This is a genomic window from Streptomyces sp. NPDC047841 (genome assembly GCF_040704085.1).
Taxonomy (GTDB): Bacteria; Actinomycetota; Actinomycetes; order Streptomycetales; family Streptomycetaceae; genus Streptomyces; species Streptomyces argyrophylli.
Map to the genome: position 1 here is coordinate 59,226 of NZ_JBEYRP010000002.1, position 24,035 is coordinate 83,260.

Sequence of the window (24,035 nt, forward strand, 5' to 3'; positions counted from 1 at the left end):
GACAGATTACTACTCTGAGTGACGGAAGCGGAGCCGGAAGCACAGGGCCGGCTCGTCCAGCGTCGGGTGCGGGTAGGTCTCCGCCCGCTCCATGCCGAGCCGCCGGGTCACCGCGATCGACCGCTCGTTGCCCTGCCGGACCATCGCCACCACCTCCGGCACCCCGGCCTCCCGCACCCGCCGCAGCGTCTCCCGCGCCGCCGCGGTGGCGTACCCCTTGCCCCAGTGCGCCCGCCCGAGCCGCCAGCCGATCTCGATCGCGCCGACCGGGCCCCAGTCCGGGCGCCACGGCTGCGCGCCGGTGAAGCCCATGACCTCGCCGGACTCGTCCAGCAGGGTCCACAGGCAGAAGCCGTGCTCCGCGTCGTGCCGCCGCTGGCGCGCGGTCAGTTCCTCGTACACCGACAGCCCCGCCGGCCTGCCGCCGTGGAACTCCATCACCTCCGGGTCGGCGAAGACCCGGTGCCAGGCGACCGCGTCCTCGTGCGTGGGGACGCGCAGCCGTACCGCGGGGAGAGGTCGCTTCACAGGGCAGCCCTTCAGCCGGTCGATCAAGTCCGCTGAATAGACTGCCCATGTCCAGTGCCGGTCGGCACTCAGATTTCGAAACCTTGGGGAGATCCCGCCGTGACCGAGCCCCTCTCCGACCACACCGCCGATGTGATCGTCGTGGGCGCGGGGCCAGCCGGCTCCACGACCGCGTACCACCTCGCCAAGGCCGGTCTCGACGTCCTGCTCCTGGAGAAGACCGAGTTCCCCCGCGAGAAGGTGTGCGGCGACGGCCTCACCCCGCGCGCGGTCAAGCAGCTCGTCGCCATGGGCATCGACATCTCCGAGGAGGCCGGCTGGCTGCGCAACAAGGGCCTGCGCATCATCGGCGGCGGCTCCCGCCTCCAGCTCGACTGGCCCGACCTCGCCGCCTATCCGAACTACGGCCTGGTCCGCAAGCGCGACGACTTCGACGAGCAGCTCGCCCGCAACGCCCAGAAGGCCGGCGCCCGGCTGTACGAGCGCTGCAACGTCAGCGGCCCGGTCCTCGACGACCGCACCGGCCGCATCACCGGCGTCACCGCCAAGCTCGGCGAGGAGAAGCGCGAGGTCACCTTCCACGCGCCGCTCGTCGTCGCCGCCGACGGCAACTCCACCCGCCTCTCCCTGGCGATGGGCCTGCACCGCCGCGAGGACCGCCCGATGGGCGTGGCCGTGCGCACCTACTTCACCTCGCCCCGCCACGACGACGACTACCTGGAGTCCTGGCTGGAACTGTGGGACCGCCGCGGCCCCCAGGACCGCCTGCTGCCCGGCTACGGCTGGATCTTCGGCATGGGCGACGGCACGTCGAACGTGGGCCTCGGCGTGCTCAACACCTCCGCCTCCTTCAAGGAGCTGGACTGGCGCGAGATCCTCAAGGCGTGGTGCGCCTCCATGCCGGAGGACTGGGGCTACACCCCGGAGAACATGACCGGCCCGATCCGCGGCGCCGCCCTGCCCATGGCCTTCAACCGCCAGCCGCACTACACGCGCGGGCTGCTGCTCGTCGGCGACGCCGGCGGCCTGGTGAACCCCTTCAACGGCGAGGGCATCGCCTACGCCATGGAGTCCGGCCAGATCGCCGCCGACGTCATCGTGCAGGCCCACGCGCGCGCGACGCCCGCCCAGCGCGAGATCGCCCTCCAGCGCTACCCGCGCGTCCTCAAGGACACCTACGGCGGCTACTACACGCTCGGCCGCGCCTTCGTGAAGCTCATCGGCAACCCGAAGGTCATGCAGATCGCCGCCCAGCGCGGTCTGACCCACCCGCTGCTGATGAAGTTCACCCTGAAGCTGCTGGCGAACCTCACCGACCCCACGGGCGGGGACGCGATGGACCGCATCATCAACGGCCTGAGCAAGGTGGCCCCGAAGGCGTGACCGGGCGCTGAGCCGCGGCGTTGGCGGCCCGGCGGGCGCACACCGCGTCCCGCCGGTCCGCCGTCTGCCGCGGAACCCGGCACCGGCAGGCACCCCTCGCCCTCGTCCGGCAGCCGTCACCCGGTCGTGGGCGTTCGGAGCACCGGATTGACGATGTGCCCGACATGTCGGACTCCGCCTTCATCGGGGCAGTCGTACGCGAACAGCCGCAGATCCACCTGGCCTGATGTGCCGCCAGTCCGGCGCCCTCGGCGGCGGACCACCGGACGGCGGCCCGAGCGGAGCGCGTCAGGGACGAGGCGGGGCGGGGACGAGGCGGGGCGCGTCAGGCGCGGCGCGCGGCGTTCCCGAGACGGCGCGCGGCGCTGCGGGGACGCCGCAAGGGCCGCTGCCCCCGAGTGGCTGCGGCCCTACGCGTGCGAGAGGTGCCGAGTGCGCTCAGAGCACCCGCACGGCACCGGTGGGCGGGTCGTACGACAGCGGGCGCTCCACGACACCGGTGGAGGGGTTCTGCGCGCCCACGAACATGCCGTCGCCGACGTACACCGCGACGTGGTACGCGGAACCCGCGCTGCCCCAGTACAGGATGTCGCCCGGCTGGAGGTTGCTCAGCGAGACCTGGGTGCCGGCCGTCGACTGGTCCTGGGAGACGCGCGGCAGGCTGATGCCGACCTGCTTGAAGGCCGTCTGCACCAGGCCGGAGCAGTCGTAGGCGGAGGGGCCGGTGGCGCCGGAGACGTACGCCTTGCCGACCTGCGCCTTGACGAAGCTGATGACGGCCGCGGCCGAACCGGTGGCCGGGGACGTGCTGGTGCTGGTGCTGGTGCTGGTGGTAGTGGTGGTGGACGTGGCGGTGGAGCCGGCGTCCGCCGTGGCGGAGAGCGTGGTCCGCTCCGCGGTGCGGGAGGCGCGGGCGGCGGCCTCCTTGCGGGCGTCCTCCTGGGCCTTCTTCTTGGCCTCCGCCGCCTTCTTCTTGGCGTCGGCGAGGTCCGCCTTGGCCTGCTTCGCGGCCTTCGCGGCAGCCGCGTCACGCTCGGCCTGCAGCTGGTAGTTCGCCGCGGCCTGCTCGGTGGCGTCCGCGGACTGGGCCGCCTGGGCGGCCAGGTCGGCCGTCAGGGTGGGCAGTTCGAGGGTCTGCGTCACCGGCTCGGCAGCGTTCGCCGAGCCGGACGCCCCGGCGACTGCCAGGGTGCCGAGGACGCCACCGGCAACTCCGGCCCGCATCGCGAGGGTCGACGCGCTGCGGCGGGGCTTCCGGTGGCTGCGTATGTGAGCGGTGTGGGACATGGGAACAACCGGTACCAGGGGCTCCTTCATATCTTCAAGAAACGTGTGCTGCGCCACAGTTGTTCAATCGAGACCTGGAAACCCGGGCGTGTCGCTCTTTATTGACGCCGTAACGGACATTGTGGACGCCCGTGATCAAGCCCTTGATCACGGTCTTTGATCATTAAGTCCGAATTGCCCCCCGCTTACCACTGGTTGGGTTCGTTGGCCAAGCCCGGTTCTCAGACGCCTCTCATGAATGTGGCGGACGTCACGGAACGATTACCGGAACGGCGGCGTCCGACGCCCGCCCGGCTCGTGAACGCGTGCACGCGCCCGAACGCCGTCCACATCCCGCCCCGGCCTCCCTCCGAGGTGTGAACGCGTCCCACTATCAGGCCATCGCGTCCATCGCCAATTTGCATGCATCGGAAGTCTCTTGATATGGAGACGCACCCTCCGGCCTGCGACGACGTGCGAGATTGTCACTTCTGGTGATCAACTGAACGCTTCGGGTATGAAGATCACTCATCATCCGACTTCATGATCCTTCGTCAGGTGGTGGAGATCACAAAGCTTGTGCAATACCCCGTGTCGCAGATCACAGAGCGGCAGGCATAAGATGCGAGGCAGTTGGGCTTGTGACCTGCTTCACATGTTCGCGATCTTCGCCGGGGCCAGCGGGGTTCGTGGGACCGGTGAGGCGGATGTGAGCCCAGTGCAACCGCCAGCAGTCAGTGCCGACTGAGAGGAGCGAGGAGCGGTGAACGCGTATGCGCCCATCCTCGTACTGGGAGCCCTCGGGGCAGGCTTTGCGATCTTCTCCGTGGTCATGGCCACGCTGATCGGTCCGAAGCGGTACAACCGCGCGAAACTCGAAGCCTACGAGTGCGGCATCGAGCCGACCCCCACGCCGGCCGGCGGCGGGCGCTTCCCCATCAAGTACTACCTGACGGCGATGCTCTTCATCGTCTTCGACATCGAGATCGTCTTCCTCTACCCCTGGGCCGTCACCTTCGACTCCCTGGGGATCTTCGGGCTCGTGGAGATGCTGCTCTTCGTGCTCACCGTCTTCGTCGCGTACGCGTACGTATGGCGGCGCGGCGGCCTGGAATGGGACTGAGGGGCCTTTAACGACATGGGACTCGAAGAAAAGCTGCCGAGCGGCTTCCTGCTGACCACCGTCGAGCAGGCCGCGGGCTGGGTGCGCAAGGCGTCCGTCTTCCCGGCCACCTTCGGCCTCGCCTGCTGTGCCATCGAGATGATGACCACGGGCGCCGGCCGCTACGACCTGGCCCGCTTCGGCATGGAGGTCTTCCGCGGCTCACCGCGCCAGGCGGACCTGATGATCGTCGCCGGCCGGGTCAGCCAGAAGATGGCGCCCGTCCTGAGGCAGGTCTACGACCAGATGCCCAGCCCCAAGTGGGTGATCTCCATGGGCGTCTGCGCCTCCTCCGGCGGCATGTTCAACAACTACGCGATCGTCCAGGGCGTCGACCACATCGTCCCGGTCGACATCTACCTGCCGGGCTGCCCGCCCCGCCCCGAGATGCTGATGGACGCGATCCTCAAGCTCCACCAGAAGATCCAGTCCTCCAAGCTCGGCGTGAACGCCGAGGAGGCGGCCCGCGAGGCGGAGGAGGCGGCGCTCAAGGCCCTGCCCACGATCGAGATGAAGGGGCTGCTGCGGTGAGCGACGCGAACGGCACCCAGGGGAACCACGGGGCGAACGGCCCCGCGAACGGGGTGAACGGCTCCGCGAACGGGGTCAACCCCGAGAAGGACCTCTCCGCCTCCAACCTCCCCGGCCAGCGCGGCCAGGGCGGCGAGGAGATCCGCGTGCAGCGCGGCATGTTCGGCGCCGACAACGGCGGCGACACCTCAGGCTACGGCGGCCTGGTCCGCTCGGTCCGACTCCCGGGACCGGCCACCCGCCCCTACGGCGGCTGGTTCGACGAGGTCGCCGACGAGCTGGAGGGCGCCCTGGAGGAGCAGGGACTCCTGCCGGGGAACGCCATCGAGAAGACGGTCGTCGACCGCGGCGAGCTGACCTTCCACATCGAACGCGAGCACCTGGTCCGAGTCGCCCGCACCCTGCGCGACGACCCGGCCCTGCGTTTCGAGCTGTGCACCGGCGTCAGCGGCGTCCACTACCCGCACGACAAGGGCCGCGAGCTGCACGCCGTCTACCACCTGCGCTCGATCACCCACAACCGGCTGATCCGCCTCGAAGTCAGCGCGCCCGACAGCGATCCGCGCATCCCGTCGCTGGTCCCCGTCTACCCGACGAACGACTGGCACGAGCGCGAGACCTACGACTTCTTCGGCATCGTCTTCGACGGTCACCCGGCCCTGACGCGGATCATGATGCCGGACGACTGGCAGGGCCACCCGCAGCGCAAGGACTACCCCCTCGGCGGCATCCCCGTCGAGTACAAGGGCGCCCAGATCCCGGCTCCGGACCAGCGGAGGTCGTACTCGTGAGCACGCAGTCAGCATCCGCCGCGTCGGCCGCGTCCGCGCGCGAGACCACCGAGGGCACCGTCTACACGGTCACCGGTGGCGACTGGGACGAGGTCGTCCAGTCCGCGGCCCGCGCCGACGACGAGCGCATCGTCGTCAACATGGGTCCCCAGCACCCGTCCACCCACGGGGTGCTCCGCCTGATCCTGGAGATCGAGGGCGAGACGGTCACCGAGGCCCGCTGCGGCATCGGCTACCTCCACACCGGCATCGAGAAGAACCTCGAGTACCGCACGTGGACGCAGGGCACCACGTTCGTGACGCGCATGGACTACCTGACGTCCTTCTTCAACGAGACCGCCTACTGCCTCGCCGTCGAGAAGCTCCTCGGCATCGAGGACCAGATCACCGAGCGCGCCAAGATCATCCGGGTGCTCCTGATGGAGCTGAACCGGCTGTCCTCCCACCTGGTGTGCATCGCCACCGGCGGCATGGAGCTGGGCGCCACCACGATCATGATCTACGGATTCCGTGATCGTGAAATGATTCTCGACATCTACGAGCTGGTCACGGGCCTGCGCATGAACCACGCGTACATCCGGCCCGGCGGACTCGCCCAGGACCTGCCGCCCGGCGCGGTGGACCAGATCCGCGAGTTCGTGAAGAAGATGAGGAAGAACCTCCCGGAGTACGACAAGCTCGCCACCGGGAACCCCATCTTCAAGGCCCGCATGCAGGACGTCGGCTACCTCGACCTGGCCGGCTGCATGGCCCTCGGCGCGACCGGCCCGATCCTGCGCGCCACCGGCCTGCCGCACGACCTGCGCAAGGCCCAGCCGTACTGCGGCTACGAGACGTACGACTTCGACGTCCCGACCGCCGACACCTGCGACGCCTACGGCCGCTTCCTCATCCGCCTGGAGGAGATGAGCCAGTCGCTCGGGATCGTCGAGCAGTGCCTGGACCGGCTCCAGCCCGGCCCGGTCATGGTCGCCGACAAGAAGATCGCCTGGCCGGCCCAGCTCGCCCTCGGACCGGACGGACTCGGCAACTCCCTCGACCACATCAAGAAGATCATGGGCACCTCCATGGAGGCCCTGATCCACCACTTCAAGCTGGTCACCGAGGGCTTCCGCGTCCCGCCGGGACAGGCGTACACGGCCGTCGAGTCGCCCAAGGGCGAACTCGGGGTGCACGCGGTGTCCGACGGCGGCACCCGCCCCTACCGGGTCCACTTCCGCGACCCGTCCTTCACCAACCTTCAGGCCATGGCGGCGATGTGCGAGGGCGGCCAGGTCGCCGACGTCATCGTCGCCGTCGCGTCCATCGACCCCGTGATGGGAGGCGTCGACCGGTGACCACCTCTTCTTCCGAGCGGGGCGTCAGCCTGGGCATGCCCGAACTGCCCGCGCCCGCCTACCCGGACGACGTCCGGGCCCGGCTGGAGGCGGACGCGCGCGAAGTGATCGCGCGCTACCCGGACTCCCGGTCCGCCCTGCTGCCGCTGCTCCACCTCGTGCAGTCGGAGGAGGGCCACGTCACGCGCACCGGCATGCGGTTCTGCGCGGACATGCTGGGTCTGACCACGGCCGAGGTCACCGCCGTCGCCACCTTCTACACGATGTACCGGCGCAAGCCGTCCGGCGACTACCAGGTCGGCGTCTGCACCAACACGCTGTGCGCGGTCATGGGCGGTGACGCGATCTTCGAGACCCTCCAGGAGCACCTGGGCGTCGGCAACGGCGAGACCACCGACGACGGCAAGGTCACCCTGGAGCACATCGAGTGCAACGCGGCCTGCGACTTCGCGCCGGTCGTGATGGTCAACTGGGAGTTCTTCGACAACCAGACCCCGGCGAGCGCCAAGCACCTCGTCGACGACCTGCGGGCGGGGCGCCCCGTGCAGCCCACGCGCGGGGCGCGCCTGTGCACCTTCAAGGAGACCGCGCGGATCCTGGCCGGCTTCCCCGACGAGCGGCCCGGGGCCGTCGAGGAGGGCGGCAGTGCGGGACCCGCGTCGCTGGTGGGCCTCCGCCTGGCCAAGGGGGAGACCGCACCCGCGCGCGTGGTCCATCCGCGCGGAGGTCCGCACGAGGAATCGCAGGACCGGGTGCACGAGCCGTCGCCGGCCGAGCACCTCAGCTCCCACGACGCGCCGCAGGACACATCGGCCTCCGACCCTGCCCACCCCGCGGGGCCCACCGCAGAGGAGGGGGAGTGATGACCGTGGTATCCGAGGTCAAGGACCCGAGCCCCGAGAAGCTGCTCGCACCCGTGCTGTCTGCCTTCTGGGACGAGGACCGGTCATGGACTCTGGACGTCTACCGGAGGCACGAGGGGTACGAGGGACTCCGCAAGGCCCTCGCCATGTCACCGGACGACCTGATCGCGTACGTCAAGGACTCCGGGCTGCGGGGCCGCGGCGGCGCGGGATTCCCGACCGGGATGAAGTGGCAGTTCATCCCTCAGGGTGATGGGAAACCGCACTATCTTGTTGTCAACGCCGACGAGTCGGAACCGGGCACCTGCAAGGACATCCCGCTCCTCTTCGCGAACCCGCACAGCCTCATCGAGGGCATCGTGATCGCGTGCTACGCCATCAGGTCGTCGCATGCCTTCATCTATCTGCGGGGTGAAGTCGTCCCCGTCCTGCGGCGGTTGCACGAGGCCGTGCACGAGGCCTACGCGGCGGGCTACCTCGGCGAGAACATCCTGGGCAGCGGGCTCGACCTGACCCTCACCGTGCACGCCGGCGCCGGCGCGTACATCTGCGGCGAGGAGACCGCACTGCTCGACTCGCTCGAAGGCCGCCGTGGTCAACCGCGGCTCCGTCCCCCCTTCCCTGCGGTGGAAGGCCTCTACGCCTGTCCCACTGTGGTGAACAACGTCGAGTCGATCGCGTCGGTTCCCGCCATCCTGAAAAACGGCAAGGACTGGTTCAGGGCGATGGGCAGCGAGAAGTCCCCGGGCTTCACGCTCTACTCGCTCAGCGGCCACGTCGCGAGCCCCGGCCAGTACGAGGCCCCGCTCGGCATCACGCTGCGCCAGCTCCTCGACATGAGCGGCGGCATGCGGCCGGGCCACCGCCTGAAGTTCTGGACGCCGGGCGGCTCCTCCACACCGATGTTCACCGACGAGCACCTCGACGTCCCCCTCGACTACGAGGGCGTCGGCGCCGCCGGCTCCATGCTCGGCACCAAGGCGCTGCAGTGCTTCGACGAGACGACCTGCGTGGTGCGGGCGGTGACCCGCTGGACCGAGTTCTACGCCCACGAGTCCTGCGGCAAGTGCACGCCCTGCCGGGAAGGGACGTACTGGCTGGTGCAGTTGCTGCGGGACATCGAGGCCGGCAAGGGCGTGATGTCCGACCTCGACAAGCTCAACGACATCGCCGACAACATCAACGGCAAGTCCTTCTGCGCCCTCGGCGACGGCGCCGCGTCCCCGATCTTCTCCTCGCTGAAGTACTTCCGCGAGGAGTACGAGCAGCACATCACGGGCCGGGGCTGCCCCTTCGACCCGGCCAAGTCGACGGCCTGGGCGGACCGCCCGGAGGTGAACGCATGACCGTGACCACCAGTGCTCCCGCGGGTGGGGGAGAGGCGGCGGTCCCGCCGGAGGACCTCGTCACGCTGACGATCGACGGCATCGAGATCAGCGTGCCCAAGGGCACCCTGGTCATCCGTGCCGCCGAGCAGCTCGGCATCGAGATCCCGCGTTTCTGCGACCACCCCCTGCTGGACCCGGCCGGCGCCTGCCGGCAGTGCATCGTCGAGGTCGAGGGCCAGCGCAAGCCGATGGCGTCCTGCACGATCACCTGCACGGACGGCATGGTCGTGAAGACCCAGCTCACCTCGCCGGTCGCCGAGAAGGCCCAGCACGGTGTGATGGAGCTGCTGCTCATCAACCACCCGCTGGACTGCCCGGTCTGCGACAAGGGCGGCGAGTGCCCGCTGCAGAACCAGGCGATGTCGCACGGCAACGCCGAGTCCCGCTTCGACGGCAAGAAGCGGACCTACGAGAAGCCCGTACCGATCTCCACCCAGGTGCTGCTCGACCGCGAGCGGTGCGTGCTGTGCGCCCGCTGCACCCGCTTCTCCAACCAGATCGCGGGCGACCCCATGATCGAACTGGTCGAGCGGGGCGCGCTCCAGCAGGTCGGCACCGGCGAGGGCGACCCGTTCGAGTCGTACTTCTCCGGCAACACCATCCAGATCTGCCCGGTCGGCGCGCTCACCTCGGCCGCCTACCGGTTCCGCTCCCGCCCCTTCGACCTCGTCTCCTCCCCGTCGGTGTGCGAGCACTGCTCCGGCGGCTGCGCCACCCGCACCGACCACCGGCGCGGCAAGGTCATGCGACGGCTCGCCGCCTACGACCCCGAGGTCAACGAGGAGTGGATCTGCGACAAGGGACGCTTCGCGTTCCGGTACGCGCAGACGAAGGACCGCCTCGACACGCCGCTGGTGCGCAACGCCGACGGTGTCCTGGAGCCCGCCTCCTGGCCCGAGGCACTGGAGGCGGCGGCGCGCGGTCTGGGCGCCGCCCGCTCCCGGGCCGGTGTCCTCATCGGCGGCCGGCTGACCGTCGAGGACGCCTACGCGTACAGCAAGTTCGCGCGCGTGGTGCTCGACACCAACGACATCGACTTCCGCGCGCGCGTGCACAGCGGCGAGGAGGCCGACTTCCTGGCCGCCTTTGTGGCCGGCCGGGGCCGGGACCTCCAGGGGTCCCGCGGGGGTACGGGCGTCACGTACACCTCCCTGGAGAAGGCGCCCGCCGTCCTGCTGGTGGGCTTCGAATCGGAGGAGGAGGCGCCCGGCGTCTTCCTGCGGCTGCGCAAGGCCTGGCGCAAGCGCAAGCAGCGGGTGTTCTCGCTGGCCACGCACGCCACCCGGGGCCTGGAGAAGGCGGGCGGCACGCTGCTGCCGGCCGCTCCGGGCACCGAGACGGAGTGGCTGGACGCGCTCGCGAGCGGCGTCGGCCTGGAGGAGCCCGGCACGCTCGCCGCCGAGGCCCTGCGCGCCGAGGGCGCCGTCATCGTCGTGGGAGAGCGGCTGGCCGGTGTCGCGGGCGGGCTCACCGCCGCGCTGCGCGCCGCCACCGCGACCGGCGCCGGACTGGTGTGGATCCCGCGCCGGGCCGGTGAACGCGGCGCCGTCGAGATGGGCGCGCTGCCCACGCTGCTGCCGGGCGGCCGTCCGGCGACCGACCCGCGCGCGCGGGAGGAGGTCGCCGCGGCCTGGGGCGTCGCCGAACTCCCGGCCCGCTACGGCCGCGACACCCACCAGATCGTCGAGGCCGCCGCCACCGGCGAACTCTCGGCGCTCCTGGTCGCCGGGGTGGAGGTCGCCGACCTGCCCGACCCGGCACGCGCGCGTGAGGCGCTGGAGAACGTCGGCTTCCTGGTGTCGCTGGAGCTGCGGCCCAGCGAGGTCACCGCCCGCGCCGACGTCGTCCTGCCGGTCGCCGCGGTCGCCGAGAAGGCGGGCACCTTCCTCAACTGGGAAGGCCGCGTACGCCTCTTCGAGGCCGCGCTCAAGCCCGATCAGATGACCCGCCCGCTCGCGCCGACCGACACGCGGGTGCTGCACATGCTCGCCGACGCCATGGACGGCGCCGAGGGCGCCGACGGGCGCCGGCAGCTGGGCCTGCCGGATCTGCGCGCCACGCGCGCGGAGATCGACCGGCTCGGCTCCTGGGACGGCCCCCGTGCCTCCGGTCCCCTGGAGACCGCGGGCGCGCTGCCCCGCCCGGCCGCCGGTGAGGCCGTGCTCGCCGGGCACCGGCTGCTGCTCGACCAGGGCGTCCTCCAGGAGGGCGACGAGGCGCTCGCCGGAACCCGGCACGCCGCACGCGCGCGCGTGTCCGCCGCGACGGCCGCCGAGGCGGGCGTCGCGGACGGCGAGGTCCTGACCGTCACCGGCCCCGCCGGCACGGTGGGACTGCCCGTCCAGATCACCGAGATGCCCGACCGGGTGGTCTGGCTCCCGCTGAACTCCGCCGGCGCCGGCGTCGCCTCCGACACCGGGGCGCGTCCCGGCTCCCTCGTCCGCATCGGCCCGGCGGCAGTCGCCGGAGAGGCCCCCAAGGAGGTGGAGGCATGAGCCCGTACCTCGCCGCTGAAGACCTCTCGATGTTCGGCCGCGACCCGTGGTGGCTGGTCGTCGTCAAGGCGGTCTTCTGCTTCGCGTTCCTGATGGTGACCGTCCTGTTCTCCATCGTCTGGGAGCGCAAGGTCGTCGCCTGGATGCAGCTGCGCATCGGCCCCAACCGGCACGGCCCCTGGGGCATGCTCCAGTCGCTCGCCGACGGCGTGAAGCTGATGCTCAAGGAAGACCTCATCGTCAAGCGCGCGGACAAGGTGGTCTACGTCCTCGCGCCGATCGTCGCGGCCATCCCGGCCTTCATGGCGATCGCGGTGATCCCCTTCGGGCCGGCCGGGAACGAGATCTCGGTCTTCGGTCACCGCACCGCGATGCAGCTCACCGACCTGCCGATCGCGATGCTCTACATCCTCGCGGTCGCCTCGGTCGGCATCTACGGCATCGTGCTGGCGGGCTGGAGCTCCGGCTCCACCTATCCGCTCCTCGGCGGTCTGCGCTCCTGCGCGCAGATGATCTCGTACGAGATCGCCATGGGCGCCGCGTTCGCCTCCGTGTTCCTCTACTCGGGCTCGATGTCGACGTCCACGATCGTGGAGCAGCAGCACGACCGCTGGTACATCCTGCTGCTGCCGGTCTCCTTCATCCTGTACATCGTCACGATGGTCGGCGAGACCAACCGCGCCCCGTTCGACATGCCGGAGTCCGAGGGCGACCTGGTCGGCGGCTTCAACACCGAGTACTCGTCGATCAAGTTCGCGATGTTCATGCTCGCCGAGTACGTGAACATGGTGACGGTCTCGGCCGTGTCGACCACCCTGTTCCTCGGCGGCTGGCGCGCGCCCTGGCCGGTCAGCTCCTTCTGGGAGGGCGCGAACCACGGCTGGTGGCCGCTGCTCTGGTTCGTCATCAAGGTGCAGCTGCTGCTGTTCTTCTTCATCTGGCTGCGCGGCACGCTCCCGCGCGTGCGCTACGACCAGCTGATGAAGCTCGGCTGGAAGGTGCTCATCCCGGTCTCGGTGACCTGGCTGATGCTGGTCGCCACCGTCCGCGCCCTGCGCAACGAGAACTACGACTTCGCCGACATCGCCCTCTACGTGGGCGGCGGTGTCCTCGCCCTGCTGCTGATCTCCTTCGTCGCGGACATGTTCCGCGACAAGGGCAGGCCGGCCGAGGAGCCCGCCGACGGGGAGCCGGCGTTCGACCCGATGGCGGGCGGGTTCCCGGTGCCGCCGCTGCCCGGGCAGGAGCTGCCCGCGGTGCCGCGGCGCCGCCCCCGCTGGGGTGAGCCGGAGCTGATTGTCAGTGGTGGGCCGGACACTGTCAGTGACGGATCTTCGGATGGAAAGGAGGCGTCCGATGGCTGAGGAGCCTCAGGAGTCCGGGCAGACCAAGCCCGGTTTCCAGAACCCCGTGGCCGGCTTCGGCGTGACCTTCAAGGCCATGTTCAAGAAGCGGCTGACCGAGCAGTACCCGGAGCAGAAGAAGACCACGGCTCCGCGGTTCCACGGACGGCACCAGCTCAACCGCCATCCGGACGGCCTGGAGAAGTGCGTCGGCTGCGAGCTGTGCGCCTGGGCCTGCCCCGCCGACGCCATCTACGTGGAGGGCGCCGACAACACCGACGAGGAGCGCTACTCGCCGGGCGAGCGGTACGGCCGCGTCTACCAGATCAACTACGCCCGCTGCATCCTGTGCGGGCTGTGCATCGAGGCGTGCCCCACGCGCGCGCTGACGATGACGAACGAGTTCGAGCTGGCCGACTCCAGCCGCGCCAACCTCATCTACACCAAGGAGCAGCTGCTCGCCGGTCTCGAGGAGGGCATGGTCGACACGCCCCACTCGATCTTCCCGGGGACGGACGAACAGGACTACTACCGCGGCCTGGTGACGCAGGCCGCGCCCGGTACGGTCCGCCAGGTGGCCGTCTCCAAGGGCGAGGTCCCGCAGGAGGCCGCCTCCACCTTCGGCGAGGACGAGCCGGCCTCGGAGAAGGTGATCGGCCGATGACCGCTCAGCACCTCGCCGCCTACACCACCTCCACCGGTGAGGCCTTCCAGTTCTGGGTCCTCGGCACGGTCGCGGTGATCGGCGCCCTGTGCACCGTCTTCATGAAGAAGGCCGTGCACAGCGCGCTGTGCCTCGCCGGCACCATGATCGTCCTGGCCGTGTTCTACCTCGCCAACGGCGCCTACTTCCTCGGGATCGTGCAGATCGTCGTCTACACCGGCGCGATCATGATGCTGTTCCTGTTCGTGGTGATGCTCGTCGGCGTCACGGCCGCGGACTCCCTGAAGGAGACCATCAAGGGCCAGCGCTGGCTGGCCCTCGTGTGCGGGGCCGGCTTCGGGGTCCTGCTGTTCGCCGGCATCGCCAACGCCTCCCTGAAGGAGTTCGACGGCGCCGGCCGGGCGAACGCGAACGGCAACGTGGAGGGGCTGGCGTCCCTCCTCTTCACCAAGTACGTCTTCGCCTTCGAGATCACCGGCGCGCTGCTCATCACGGCCGCGGTCGGCGCCATGGTGCTCACCCACCGGGAGCGCACCGAGCGCGCCAAGACGCAGCGCGAGCTGTCCGAACAGCGCGTCCGCGAGGGGAAGCACCTCCCGCCGCTGCCCGCCCCCGGTGTCTACGCCCGGCACAACGCCGTGGACATCGCGGGCCTGCTGCCCGACGGCACCCCGTCCGAGCTGACCGTCAACAAGACGCTGCGCGCACGCGGGCAGATCCGTGACGTGTCCGCGGAGGCGCTGAACGACCTGCGGGCGCTGGAGCAGCGCGCGGAGGAGCGCCTGGAGCGCCGGGCGGTCGAGCCGGAGACGTTCAAGCGGCCCGAGGAGGCGTCGAAGTGAACCCGGTCAACTACCTCTACCTCGCCGCCCTGCTGTTCGCGATCGGCGCGACCGGCGTCCTGATCCGGCGCAACGCCATCGTGGTCTTCATGTGCATCGAGCTGATGCTGAACGCCTGCAACCTCGCGTTCGTCACCTTCTCCCGGATGCACGGCAACCTCGACGGCCAGATCATCGCCTTCTTCACGATGGTCGTCGCCGCCGCGGAGGTCGTGGTGGGCCTGGCGATCATCGTGTCGCTGTTCCGCGCCCGCCACTCGGCCTCGGTCGACGACGCCAGCCTGATGAAGCTGTAAGGGGTCGGAAGAATCGTGGAGAACCTGATCGCGCTGCTCATCGCGGCGCCCCTGCTCGGAGCGGCCGTCCTTCTGGTCGGTGGCCGGCGCCTGGACCGCGTCGGCCACTGGATCGGCACGCTCCTGTCGGCCGCCTCCTTCGTGTTCGGCCTCATCCTCTTCGCCGACCTCCTCGGCAAGGGCGCGGAGCACCGCACCCTGACGCAGCACCTGTTCAGCTGGGTCCCGGTGGCCGGTTTCCAGGCGGACGTCACCTTCCGCCTGGACCAGCTGTCCATGACGTTCGTCCTGCTCATCACGGGCGTCGGTTCGCTGATCCACCTGTACTCGGTCGGGTACATGGAGCACGACGAGCGCCGCCGCCGCTTCTTCGGCTATCTGAACCTGTTCCTGGCGGCGATGCTGCTGCTCGTCCTCGCCGACAACTACCTGCTGCTGTACGTCGGCTGGGAGGGCGTCGGTCTCGCCTCGTACCTGCTGATCGGCTTCTGGCAGCACAAGCCCAGCGCCGCGACGGCCGCGAAGAAGGCCTTCCTGGTGAACCGGGTCGGCGACATGGGCCTGTCGATCGCGATCATGCTGATGTTCACCACCTTCGGCAGCTTCGCCTTCGGTCCGGTCCTCAGCCACACCGGTGACACCTCCGAGGGCAAGCTCACGGCGATCGGCCTGATGCTGCTGCTCGCCGCCTGCGGCAAGTCCGCCCAGGTGCCGTTGCAGTCCTGGCTCGGGGACGCCATGGAGGGCCCGACCCCGGTCTCCGCCCTCATCCACGCGGCGACGATGGTGACCGCGGGCGTCTACCTGATCGTCCGCTCCGGCGCGATCTTCAACGCCGCCCCCGACGCGCAGCTGGCCGTCACGGTCGTCGGCGCGGTCACGCTGCTGTTCGGTGCGATCGTCGGTTGCGCCAAGGACGACATCAAGAAGGCGCTGGCCGGCTCGACCATGTCGCAGATCGGCTACATGGTCCTCGCGGCGGGCCTCGGCCCCATCGGCTACGTCTTCGCGATCATGCACCTGGTGACGCACGGCTTCTTCAAGGCCGGGCTGTTCCTCGGTGCCGGCTCCGTGATGCACGGCATGAACGACGAGGTCGACATGCGCCGCTACGGCGGCCTGCGCAGGTACATGCCGGTCACGTTCATCACCTTCGGCCTCGGCTACCTCGCCATCATCGGCTTCCCCGGCCTGTCCGGCTTCTTCTCCAAGGACAAGATCATCGAGGCGGCGTTCGCCAAGGGCGGCACCGAGGGCTGGATCCTCGGCGGCGCGGCCCTGCTGGGCGCGGCCATCACCGCCTTCTACATGACGCGCGTGATGCTGATGACGTTCTTCGGGGAGGAGCGGTGGCGCAAGGCCCCGACTCCGTCGCCGGCCGAGCCCAGCGTGGAGCCCGCCGCCGAGACCCGGGGCGAGCACGCCGAGCCGCACCCGCACGAGTCCCCGAAGGTCATGACGATCCCCATGATCGTCCTCGCCGTCGGTTCGGTCTTCGGCGGTGCCTTCTTCAGCATCGGCGACCGCTTCCTGCACTGGCTGGAGCCCGTCACGGGACACAGCGAGGGCGACTCCCCGCTCAGCGCGGCGACCGTCACCGGCGCCACCATGGTCTGCCTGGTCGTCGGCGTCGCCATCGCCTGGGCCCAGTACGGCCGCAAGCCGGTCCCGGCCGTCGCCCCGCGCGGCTCCCTGCTCACCCGCGCGGCCCGCCGCGACCTGCTCCAGGACGACTTCAACCACGTGGTCCTGGTGCGCGGCGGCGAGCACCTGACGCGCTCCCTGGTCTACGTCGACCACACCCTGGTCGACGGCGTCGTCAACGGCACGGCGGCCGGCTTCGGCGGCCTGTCCGGACGGATGCGCCGGCTCCAGAACGGCTTCGCCCGCTCCTACGCGGTCTCGATGTTCGGCGGCGCGGCGCTCCTGGTCGCCGCGACCCTGCTGATGAGGGCGGTCTGATACCGATGTCCTTTCCCCTGCTGACAGCGACGGCGGCGCTCCCGGCCCTCGGGGCGGTCGCCACGGCCGCCGTGCCGGCCGCCCGGCGCACCGCCGCCAAATGGCTGGCGCTGACCGTCTCGCTCGCCACGCTCGCCCTGGCGATCACCGTCCTGGTCCGCTTCGACCCGGACGGCTCCCGCTACCAGCTCACCGAGTCCCACGCGTGGATCAAGGACTTCGGGGTCAGGTACGAACTGGGCGTCGACGGCATCGCGGTCGCGCTGATCGCGCTGACCGCCCTACTGATCCCGTTCATCGTCCTCGCGGGCTGGCACGACGCCGACCCGCTGGAGACCGGCAGCCGGCGCTGGCGGCCCACCCAGGGCTTCTTCGCGCTGATCCTGGCCGTGGAGGCGATGGTGATCATCTCCTTCGAGGCCACCGACGTCTTCCTCTTCTACATCTTCTTCGAAGCCATGCTCATCCCGATGTACTTCCTCATCGGCGGCTTCGGGGACCGTGCCCACGAGCACGGCGAGGAGGCGGCCGCCACGCAGCGGTCGTACGCGGCGGTGAAGTTCCTGCTCTACAACCTGGCCGGCGGTCTGATCATGCTGGCCGCGGTGATCGGCCTGTACGTGGTCGCCGGGAACTTCTCGCTCACGCAGATCGCCGAGGCCCGCGCGAACGGCTCGCTGCACATGGCGACCAGCACCGAACGCTGGCTGTTCCTCGGCTTCTTCTTCGCCTTCGCGGTGAAGGCGCCGCTGTGGCCGCTGCACACCTGGCTGCCCAACGCCATGCAGGAGTCCACCGCACCGGTCGCCGTCCTCATCACCGCGGTCGTCGACAAGGTGGGCACCTTCGCGATGCTCCGCTTCTGCCTCCAGCTGTTCCCGGAGGCGTCGAAGTGGGCGACGCCCGTCATCCTCGTCCTGGCGCTCATCAGCATCGTCTACGGCGCGCTGCTCGCCGTCGGCCAGCGGGACATCAAACGCCTGGTGGCCTACGCGTCGATCTCGCACTTCGGCTTCATCATCCTGGGCATCTTCGCGATGACCAGCCAGGGCCAGTCCGGCGCCACGCTCTACATGGTCAACCACGGCATCTCCACGGCCGCCCTGATGCTGGTCGCCGGCTTCCTCATCTCCCGGCGCGGCTCCCGGCTCATCGCGGACTACGGAGGCGTGCAGAAGGTCGCCCCGGTGCTCGCCGGCACCTTCCTGATCGGCGGCCTGGCCACCCTGTCGCTGCCCGGCCTCGCGCCGTTCGTCAGCGAGTTCCTGGTCCTGGTCGGCACGTTCTCGCGCTACCCGGTGATCGGCGCCATCGCCACCTTCGGCATCGTCCTCGCCGCGCTGTACACGCTCGTGCTGTACCAGCGGACGATGACCGGCCCGGTGCGGCCGGAGGTCTCCGCGATGCCCGACCTCCGCGTGCGCGAGCTGGTGGTCGTCGCCCCGCTGATCGTGCTGCTGATCTTCCTGGGCGTCTACCCGAAGCCCGTGACGGACATCGTCAACCCGGCGGTCAAGCAGACCATGTCCGACGTCCAGAAGAAGGACCCCAAGCCCGAGGTGGAGGCGGCCAAGTGAGCGCACAAGCTGTCCACAGCCTGTGGACAACCGCGGCCGAACCGATCTCGAAGATCGACGCGCCGAAGATCGAATACGGACAATTGTCGCCGACGCTGATCGTCATCGGCGCCGCGCTGGTCGGGGTGCTCATCGAGGCGTTCGTGCCGCGCCGGTCCCGCTACTACGCGCAGGTGTTCGTGTCCGTCGTCGCCCTGTGCGCCGCGTTCGCCGCGGTCGTCGCGCTGGCGGCGGACGGGTTCGGCACCACGAAGGCGCACATCGCGGCGATGGGCGCCATCGCGGTCGACGGCCCGGCCCTCTTCCTCCAGGGCACGATCCTGCTGGCCGGCCTGGTCGGCCTGTTCACCTTCGCCGAGCGGCGCCTGGACCCGGCGGCACACGGCAACCGGGTGGACTCCTTCGCCGCGCAGGCCGCCTCCGTCCCCGGCAGCGACAGCGAGCAGGCCGCCGTGAAGGCGGGCTTCACCACCACGGAGGTCTTCCCGCTGCTGCTGTTCGCGGTCGGCGGCATGCTGATCTTCCCGGCGGCGAACGACCTGGTCACCCTGTTCGTGGCCCTGGAGGTCTTCTCGCTGCCGCTGTACCTGCTGTGCGCGCTGGCCCGCCGCAAGCGGCTGATGTCGCAGGAGGCCGCGGTCAAGTACTTCCTGCTGGGCGCGTTCGCCTCCGCGTTCACCCTGTTCGGCATCGCATTGCTGTACGGCTACGCGGGCTCGATGTCGTACGCGCGCATCGCCCAGGTCGTCGACGGCACCGTCACCGACGTCGACCCGGCCCTCGCCAACACCATGGGCAACGACGCGCTGCTGCTGATCGGCGGCGCCATGCTCCTGATGGGCCTGCTGTTCAAGGTGGGCGCGGTGCCGTTCCACATGTGGACGCCCGACGTCTACCAGGGCGCGCCCACCCCGGTGACCGGCTTCATGGCCGCGGCGACGAAGGTGGCCGCGTTCGGCGCGCTGCTGCGCCTGCTGTACGTCGTCCTGCCCGGCCTGCGCTGGGACTGGCGGCCGGTGATGTGGGCCGTGGCGATCGTCACCATGCTGGGCGGTGCGGTCGTCGCCATCACCCAGACCGACATCAAGCGGCTGCTGGCGTACTCGTCCATCGCGCACGCCGGTTTCATCCTCGCGGGCGTGATCGCCACCTCGAAGGACGGCGTGTCGTCCGTCCTCTTCTACCTGGCGGGCTACTCCTTCGTCACGATCGGCGCGTTCGCCGTGGTCACGCTGGTGCGCGACGCGGGCGGCGAGGCGACCCACCTGTCCAAGTGGGCGGGCCTCGGCCGTCGCTCCCCGCTGGTGGCCGCCGTCTTCGCGGTGTTCCTGCTGGCCTTCGCCGGTATCCCGCTGACCTCCGGGTTCGCCGGGAAGTTCGCCGTGTTCAAGGCGGCGGCGGACGGCGGCGCGGCCCCGCTGGTCGTGATCGGTGTGATCTCCTCGGCCATCGCCGCGTTCTTCTACATCCGCGTGATCGTGCTGATGTTCTTCAGCGAGCCGCGGCCGGAGGGCCCGACCGTCGCCGTCCCGTCACCGCTGACCATGCTCGCGATCGGCCTGGGCGTGGCCGTGACGCTGGTCCTCGGCGTGGCGCCGCAGTACTTCCTCGACCTGGCGAACCAGGCGGGGGTCTTCGTGCGCTGACGCCCGCACCACCGGCGCCGCTGCCCGGCACCCTCACAGGAGGGCGCCGGGCAGCGGCATGCTGCCGTGGTCACTGGTTCCTGTCGCGGCGCGTCCTGATCCGGGTGAGGTCGAGGTCCATCGGAAAGGGCACGTCCAGCTTCATGCGCTCGCGGAAGATGCCGGTGCTCGTGTAGATGCCGGTCGTCGGCTCCAGCTCGAAGACGTGCACCGCGGCCCGCCCGTTCTCGTTCTCGACCCGCCAGTAGTGGGGGATCTTGGCGCGGGCGTACTTCAGGGGCTTGGTCTCGCGGTCGCGGGAGAGGGAGTCCTCGGAGACGACCTCGATGGCCACGACGACGGACTCCGCCGGAAAGCGGGTCTGGCTCGGCTCCTCCACCACGTCCGCGCTGACGACCACGACGTCCGGCTCGGGCCTGTTCTGGCGGTCGATGTCGATCGTGAACTCGCGGACGACCTCGAATTCCTCCGGCGCCAGCGACTGGAGCTGCCAGTTGAAGAAGTCGACAGCCCGTACGTGAAACATCGTCTGCGGACTCACGAAGACCAGGCTCCCGTCGATCAATTCCGTGTGCGGAGGAAGATTCGGGAGGCGGTCCAGGTCGTCGGCGGTCCAGCCGCCTTCCGGCGGGGTCGGCCAGCTGGGCGTGGACGCCTTCGGTGCGACGTTCATCAGTGCTCCCATGGGACGGAGTCTCGCCGGTGCGTTCAGACTATCGGCCCGAAACGGGCGGGGCTCGCGCGAACGTGTGAACGACAGTCGTGTCCTTGACGTGCGTTTCCCCGGCTGCCCTGTGGACAACTCCGGGACTGTCGGTGCGGACCCCTATGGTGGAGGCAGCGGTCGAGAGACGACACACGGGGGACCGGCGGGGGACAGGACGATGGGCGTGACGGGCGGGATCAGCGAGATGACACAGGTGACCGAGGGGCCGGGAGCGGCCGGCAGCGAGGCGCTGGCCACGCTGCACCGGGTCTTCGGGTACGACGCCTTCCGGGGCGAGCAGCAGGAGATCATCGAGCACGTGGTGGCGGGCGGCGACGCCGTCGTCCTGATGCCGACCGGCGGCGGCAAGTCGCTGTGCTACCAGATCCCGGCCCTGGTCCGGCCCGGCACGGGCGTGGTCGTCTCGCCCCTGATCGCCCTCATGCAGGACCAGGTGGACGCCCTGCGCGCCCTCGGCGTCCGCGCCGGCTTCATCAACTCCACCCAGGACTTCGACGAGCGGCGCATGGTCGAGGCCGAGTTCCTGGCCGGCGAGCTCGACCTGCTGTACCTGGCCCCGGAGCGGCTGCGCGTGGAGGCCACGCTGGATCTGCTCTCCCGCGGCAAGATCTCCGTCTTCGCGATCGACGAGGCCCACTGCGTGGCCCAGTGGGGCCACGACTTCCGCCCGGACTACCTCACCCTCTCCCTGCTCGGCGAGCGCTGGCCGGACGTCCCGCGGATCGCCCTCACCGCCACGGCCACCCACGCCACCCACCAGGAGATCACCCAGCGGCTGAACCTGCCGACGGCCCGGCACTTCGTCGCCAGCTTCGACCGGCCCAACATCCAGTACCGGATCGTGCCCAAGGCCGACCCCAGGAAGCAGCTGCTCGCCTTCCTCCGCGAGGAGCACGCGGGCGACGCCGGCATCGTGTACTGCCTCTCGCGCAACTCGGTGGAGCGCACGGCCGAGTTCCTGACCGCCAACGGCATCCAGGCGGTGCCCTACCACGCGGGCCTGGAGGCGGCCACGCGCGCGGCGCACCAGGCCCGCTTCCTGCGCGAGGACGGCCTGGTCGTGGTCGCGACCATCGCCTTCGGCATGGGCATCGACAAGCCGGACGTACGCTTCGTCGCCCACCTCGACCTGCCCAAGTCGATCGAGGGGTACTACCAGGAGACCGGCCGGGCGGGCCGCGACGGCCTGCCGTCCACGGCGTGGATGGCGTACGGCCTGAACGACGTCATCCAGCAGCGCAAGCTGATCCAGTCCGGCGAGGGCGACGAGGCGTTCCGCCGCCGGGCCGCCGCCCACCTCGACGCCATGCTCGCGCTGTGCGAGACCGCCCAGTGCCGCCGTGGACAGCTGCTCGCCTACTTCGGTCAGGACCCCGAGGCCGCGGCCTGCGGCAACTGCGACACCTGCCTCACCCCGCCCGAGACCTGGGACGGCACGATCGCCGCGCAGAAGGTGCTGTCGACGGTGGTGCGGTTGCAGCGGGAGCGCGGGCAGAAGTTCGGCGCGATGCAGATCGTCGACATCCTGCTCGGCAAGCGCACCGGCAAGGTGATCCAGTTCGACCACGACCAGCTGTCCGTCTTCGGCATCGGCCAGGACCTCTCCGAGGGCGAGTGGCGCGGTGTCGTCCGGCAGCTGCTGGCCCAGGGGCTCCTCGCGGTCGAGGGGGAGTACGGCACGCTGGTGCTCACGGAAGCGAGCGGCTCGGTGCTGCGGCGGGAGCGCGAGGTGCCGCTGCGCAAGGAGCCGAAGAAGCCGGCCGCCTCCCGGTCGCGTTCCACCGGCTCCTCCGGGGGCGACCGCAAGGCCAAGGCCGTCGCGGCCGAGCTGCCCGAGGCACTGCTCCCCGCCTTCGAGGCCCTGCGGGCCTGGCGCGCCGAACAGGCCCGGGAACAGGGCGTCCCGGCGTACGTCATCTTCCACGACGCCACCCTGCGCGAGATCGTGACCCGGTGGCCCGGCTCGGTGCGGGAGCTGGGCACGGTGAACGGCGTCGGCGAGAAGAAGCTGGCGACGTACGGCGAAGGGGTGATCCAGGTGCTGGCCTCGCTGGACGGGGCTGCCGCGGCCGAGGACACCCCGGCTGCCGAGGCCACCCCGGCCACCGGCAGCCATGATGCCGGCAGCCAGGACGTCGGCAGCCAGGACGCCGAGTGGCCCGACCCGGTGGACGAGCCGGAACCGGACGACTGGATATAAGCAGGACGGCCGGCGACGCCCAGGGGGAGTACCAGGCGGTGCCGCCGGTCCCTCAGGACAGTGCCGTCAGGCCCGGGGCGAAGGTGATCAGCAGCGGGAGCAGCGGCACCAGCGCGGCCACCGTCGTCGTCAGCGCGCGGTGCCGGCGCAGCAGCCGGGGAGGCGGCTCCAGCAGGCGGTCGACGCGTTCGCCGAGGAGGCGGCGGCTGGAGTCGCAGGACAGCACACCCCGGTGCTGGTTCAGCTCGATCAGGGCCAGGGCCGTGGTGAGGTGCCCGCAGCGCCGGGAGGCCGTGTCGTCCGCGGCCAGCTCGACCAGGCGGTGCGTCTGGTCGCAGAAGTGGGCGAACAGCGGCACGCGCGGGAAGCCCGTGGCGAGGGCGGTGGACAGGTGCAGCAGCCAGTCGTGGTGGGCGCGGGCGTGTCCGCGCTCGTGGGTGAGGACGGCGTCCAGCTGAAGGTCGGTGAGGCGGTGCAACGCACCTGTGGTGACGACGAGTTGGGGCCGGTGCCCCGGCATCCACCAGGCGTCCGGGTACTCGTCCTCCAGCACCAGCATCGGCCCGCGCGCCGCCGGCAGCCCGGCCGGCAGCTCGGGTGCGCGCTCGCGCAGGTGCGCCCGGGCCTGGCCGCGGCTGCGGCGGGCCTCGACGAGTTCGCGGGCCAGCATCGCGGTCGTCCAGGCGGCCCCGCAGGCCAGCAGCACGGTGAGCGCGGCGGCCCACACCGGCGCGGTGGACAGGTCGTAGGCCGCGGTGACGGCGGGCGGCGCGGGCGCGAACACGCGGTCGCGGACGGTGTGGAAGACGGCCGCCGCGCCCAGGACGAGCGCGGTGAGGCAGCACAGCAGGACGGTGGCGACGAGGCACTGCCACACCCACAGCGCGACCACGGGTTCCCGCTCGGGCCAGGCGGCATGGGTCAGCGCGCGCGGCGCCGGTACGGCGGCCGTCAGGGCGACGACGCTCAGCAGGAGCAGGCAGACAGTCATGCCGGGGCTCCGGTTCCTGGTCGGAGAGTGGGCGGGTGACGGT

The 24,035-nt window shown here is 70.4% G+C and carries 20 protein-coding genes and 1 pseudogene; 16 read left to right on the forward strand and 5 right to left on the reverse strand.

All coding sequences use genetic code 11. The features are described 5' to 3' along the window. Positions 1–9: 9 nt before the first annotated feature. Complete coding sequence (locus tag AB0947_RS02815; RefSeq protein ID WP_366748492.1) at positions 10–528, reverse strand: GNAT family N-acetyltransferase; 519 nt, start codon at positions 526–528, stop codon at positions 10–12. Positions 529–627: 99 nt separating this feature from the next. Between AB0947_RS02815 and AB0947_RS02820 the strand changes: the two genes are divergently transcribed. Then, positions 628–1,911, forward strand: coding sequence for a geranylgeranyl reductase family protein (locus AB0947_RS02820; protein WP_171153812.1), 1,284 nt, complete (start codon positions 628–630; stop codon positions 1,909–1,911). Positions 1,912–2,030: 119 nt separating this feature from the next. Here AB0947_RS02820 and AB0947_RS02825 read toward each other — a convergent pair. Together AB0947_RS02825 and AB0947_RS02830 are read right to left on the reverse strand one after the other, a co-directional pair. Continuing rightward, positions 2,031–2,164, reverse strand: a pseudogene (locus tag AB0947_RS02825) (peptide deformylase); the annotation flags it as partial. Positions 2,165–2,349: 185 nt separating this feature from the next. Then, complete coding sequence (locus AB0947_RS02830; protein WP_366748493.1) at positions 2,350–3,198, reverse strand: C40 family peptidase; 849 nt, start codon at positions 3,196–3,198, stop codon at positions 2,350–2,352. Positions 3,199–3,940: 742 nt separating this feature from the next. Between AB0947_RS02830 and AB0947_RS02835 the strand changes: the two genes are divergently transcribed. Genes AB0947_RS02835 through nuoN form a run of 14 tightly spaced genes read left to right on the forward strand, consistent with a single transcriptional unit; the run spans position 3,941 to position 20,074 of the window. Beyond that, positions 3,941–4,300 (forward strand): NADH-quinone oxidoreductase subunit A, encoded by a 360-nt coding sequence (locus AB0947_RS02835; RefSeq protein ID WP_030379754.1) that lies wholly within the window; start codon positions 3,941–3,943, stop codon positions 4,298–4,300. A gap of 15 nt (positions 4,301–4,315) precedes the next feature. After that, positions 4,316–4,870: an NADH-quinone oxidoreductase subunit B family protein gene (locus AB0947_RS02840; protein ID WP_030742960.1), complete on the forward strand. Its 555-nt coding sequence runs from the start codon at positions 4,316–4,318 to the stop codon at positions 4,868–4,870. Positions 4,871–4,923: 53 nt separating this feature from the next. Continuing rightward, complete coding sequence (locus AB0947_RS02845) at positions 4,924–5,661, forward strand: NADH-quinone oxidoreductase subunit C (RefSeq protein ID WP_366748791.1); 738 nt, start codon at positions 4,924–4,926, stop codon at positions 5,659–5,661. After that, the gene (locus tag AB0947_RS02850; RefSeq protein ID WP_366748494.1) at positions 5,658–6,998 is read left to right on the forward strand and encodes an NADH-quinone oxidoreductase subunit D; all 1,341 of its coding nucleotides are present in this window, start codon (positions 5,658–5,660) and stop codon (positions 6,996–6,998) included. Before AB0947_RS02845 ends, AB0947_RS02850 begins: the two co-directional genes overlap by 4 nt. Beyond that, the gene (nuoE, locus tag AB0947_RS02855) at positions 6,995–7,861 is read left to right on the forward strand and encodes an NADH-quinone oxidoreductase subunit NuoE (protein ID WP_366748495.1); all 867 of its coding nucleotides are present in this window, start codon (positions 6,995–6,997) and stop codon (positions 7,859–7,861) included. The genes AB0947_RS02850 and nuoE overlap by 4 nt, the downstream gene beginning before the upstream one ends. Continuing rightward, positions 7,858–9,207 (forward strand): NADH-quinone oxidoreductase subunit NuoF, encoded by a 1,350-nt coding sequence (gene nuoF, locus AB0947_RS02860; RefSeq protein ID WP_366748497.1) that lies wholly within the window; start codon positions 7,858–7,860, stop codon positions 9,205–9,207. Before nuoE ends, nuoF begins: the two co-directional genes overlap by 4 nt. Beyond that, positions 9,204–11,744 (forward strand): NADH-quinone oxidoreductase subunit G, encoded by a 2,541-nt coding sequence (locus AB0947_RS02865; protein WP_366748498.1) that lies wholly within the window; start codon positions 9,204–9,206, stop codon positions 11,742–11,744. Before nuoF ends, AB0947_RS02865 begins: the two co-directional genes overlap by 4 nt. Next, a complete protein-coding gene (gene nuoH / locus AB0947_RS02870) occupies positions 11,741–13,108 on the forward strand; it encodes an NADH-quinone oxidoreductase subunit NuoH (protein ID WP_366748499.1) in 1,368 nt (455 codons plus the stop codon). Before AB0947_RS02865 ends, nuoH begins: the two co-directional genes overlap by 4 nt. After that, entirely contained in the window at positions 13,101–13,751 is a 651-nt protein-coding gene (gene nuoI, locus AB0947_RS02875) for an NADH-quinone oxidoreductase subunit NuoI (protein WP_366748500.1), read from the forward strand. The genes nuoH and nuoI overlap by 8 nt, the downstream gene beginning before the upstream one ends. After that, the gene (locus AB0947_RS02880) at positions 13,748–14,593 is read left to right on the forward strand and encodes an NADH-quinone oxidoreductase subunit J (protein WP_366748501.1); all 846 of its coding nucleotides are present in this window, start codon (positions 13,748–13,750) and stop codon (positions 14,591–14,593) included. The genes nuoI and AB0947_RS02880 overlap by 4 nt, the downstream gene beginning before the upstream one ends. Further along, entirely contained in the window at positions 14,590–14,889 is a 300-nt protein-coding gene (gene nuoK / locus AB0947_RS02885) for an NADH-quinone oxidoreductase subunit NuoK (RefSeq protein WP_052580850.1), read from the forward strand. Before AB0947_RS02880 ends, nuoK begins: the two co-directional genes overlap by 4 nt. A gap of 15 nt (positions 14,890–14,904) precedes the next feature. Beyond that, positions 14,905–16,851: an NADH-quinone oxidoreductase subunit L gene (gene nuoL, locus AB0947_RS02890; protein WP_366748502.1), complete on the forward strand. Its 1,947-nt coding sequence runs from the start codon at positions 14,905–14,907 to the stop codon at positions 16,849–16,851. A gap of 5 nt (positions 16,852–16,856) precedes the next feature. Next, positions 16,857–18,428, forward strand: a complete 1,572-nt coding sequence (locus tag AB0947_RS02895) for an NADH-quinone oxidoreductase subunit M (RefSeq protein WP_366748503.1) — start codon at positions 16,857–16,859, stop codon at positions 18,426–18,428. Next, positions 18,425–20,074, forward strand: a complete 1,650-nt coding sequence (gene nuoN / locus AB0947_RS02900) for an NADH-quinone oxidoreductase subunit NuoN (protein WP_366748504.1) — start codon at positions 18,425–18,427, stop codon at positions 20,072–20,074. The genes AB0947_RS02895 and nuoN overlap by 4 nt, the downstream gene beginning before the upstream one ends. A 70-nt stretch (positions 20,075–20,144) precedes the next feature. Here the strand turns inward: nuoN and AB0947_RS02905 are convergent, their stop codons facing one another. Further along, positions 20,145–20,747 carry a Uma2 family endonuclease gene (locus AB0947_RS02905; RefSeq protein WP_366748792.1) on the reverse strand — a complete coding sequence of 201 codons (603 nt, stop codon included), beginning with the start codon at positions 20,745–20,747 and terminating at the stop codon, positions 20,145–20,147. Between the two features lie 238 nt (positions 20,748–20,985). Between AB0947_RS02905 and recQ the strand changes: the two genes are divergently transcribed. Continuing rightward, positions 20,986–23,001, forward strand: a complete 2,016-nt coding sequence (gene recQ, locus AB0947_RS02910) for a DNA helicase RecQ (RefSeq protein ID WP_366748505.1) — start codon at positions 20,986–20,988, stop codon at positions 22,999–23,001. Between the two features lie 52 nt (positions 23,002–23,053). Here recQ and AB0947_RS02915 read toward each other — a convergent pair whose 3' ends face one another. After that, positions 23,054–23,992 carry a M56 family metallopeptidase gene (locus AB0947_RS02915; protein WP_366748506.1) on the reverse strand — a complete coding sequence of 313 codons (939 nt, stop codon included), beginning with the start codon at positions 23,990–23,992 and terminating at the stop codon, positions 23,054–23,056. Positions 23,993–24,035: the final 43 nt, after the last annotated feature.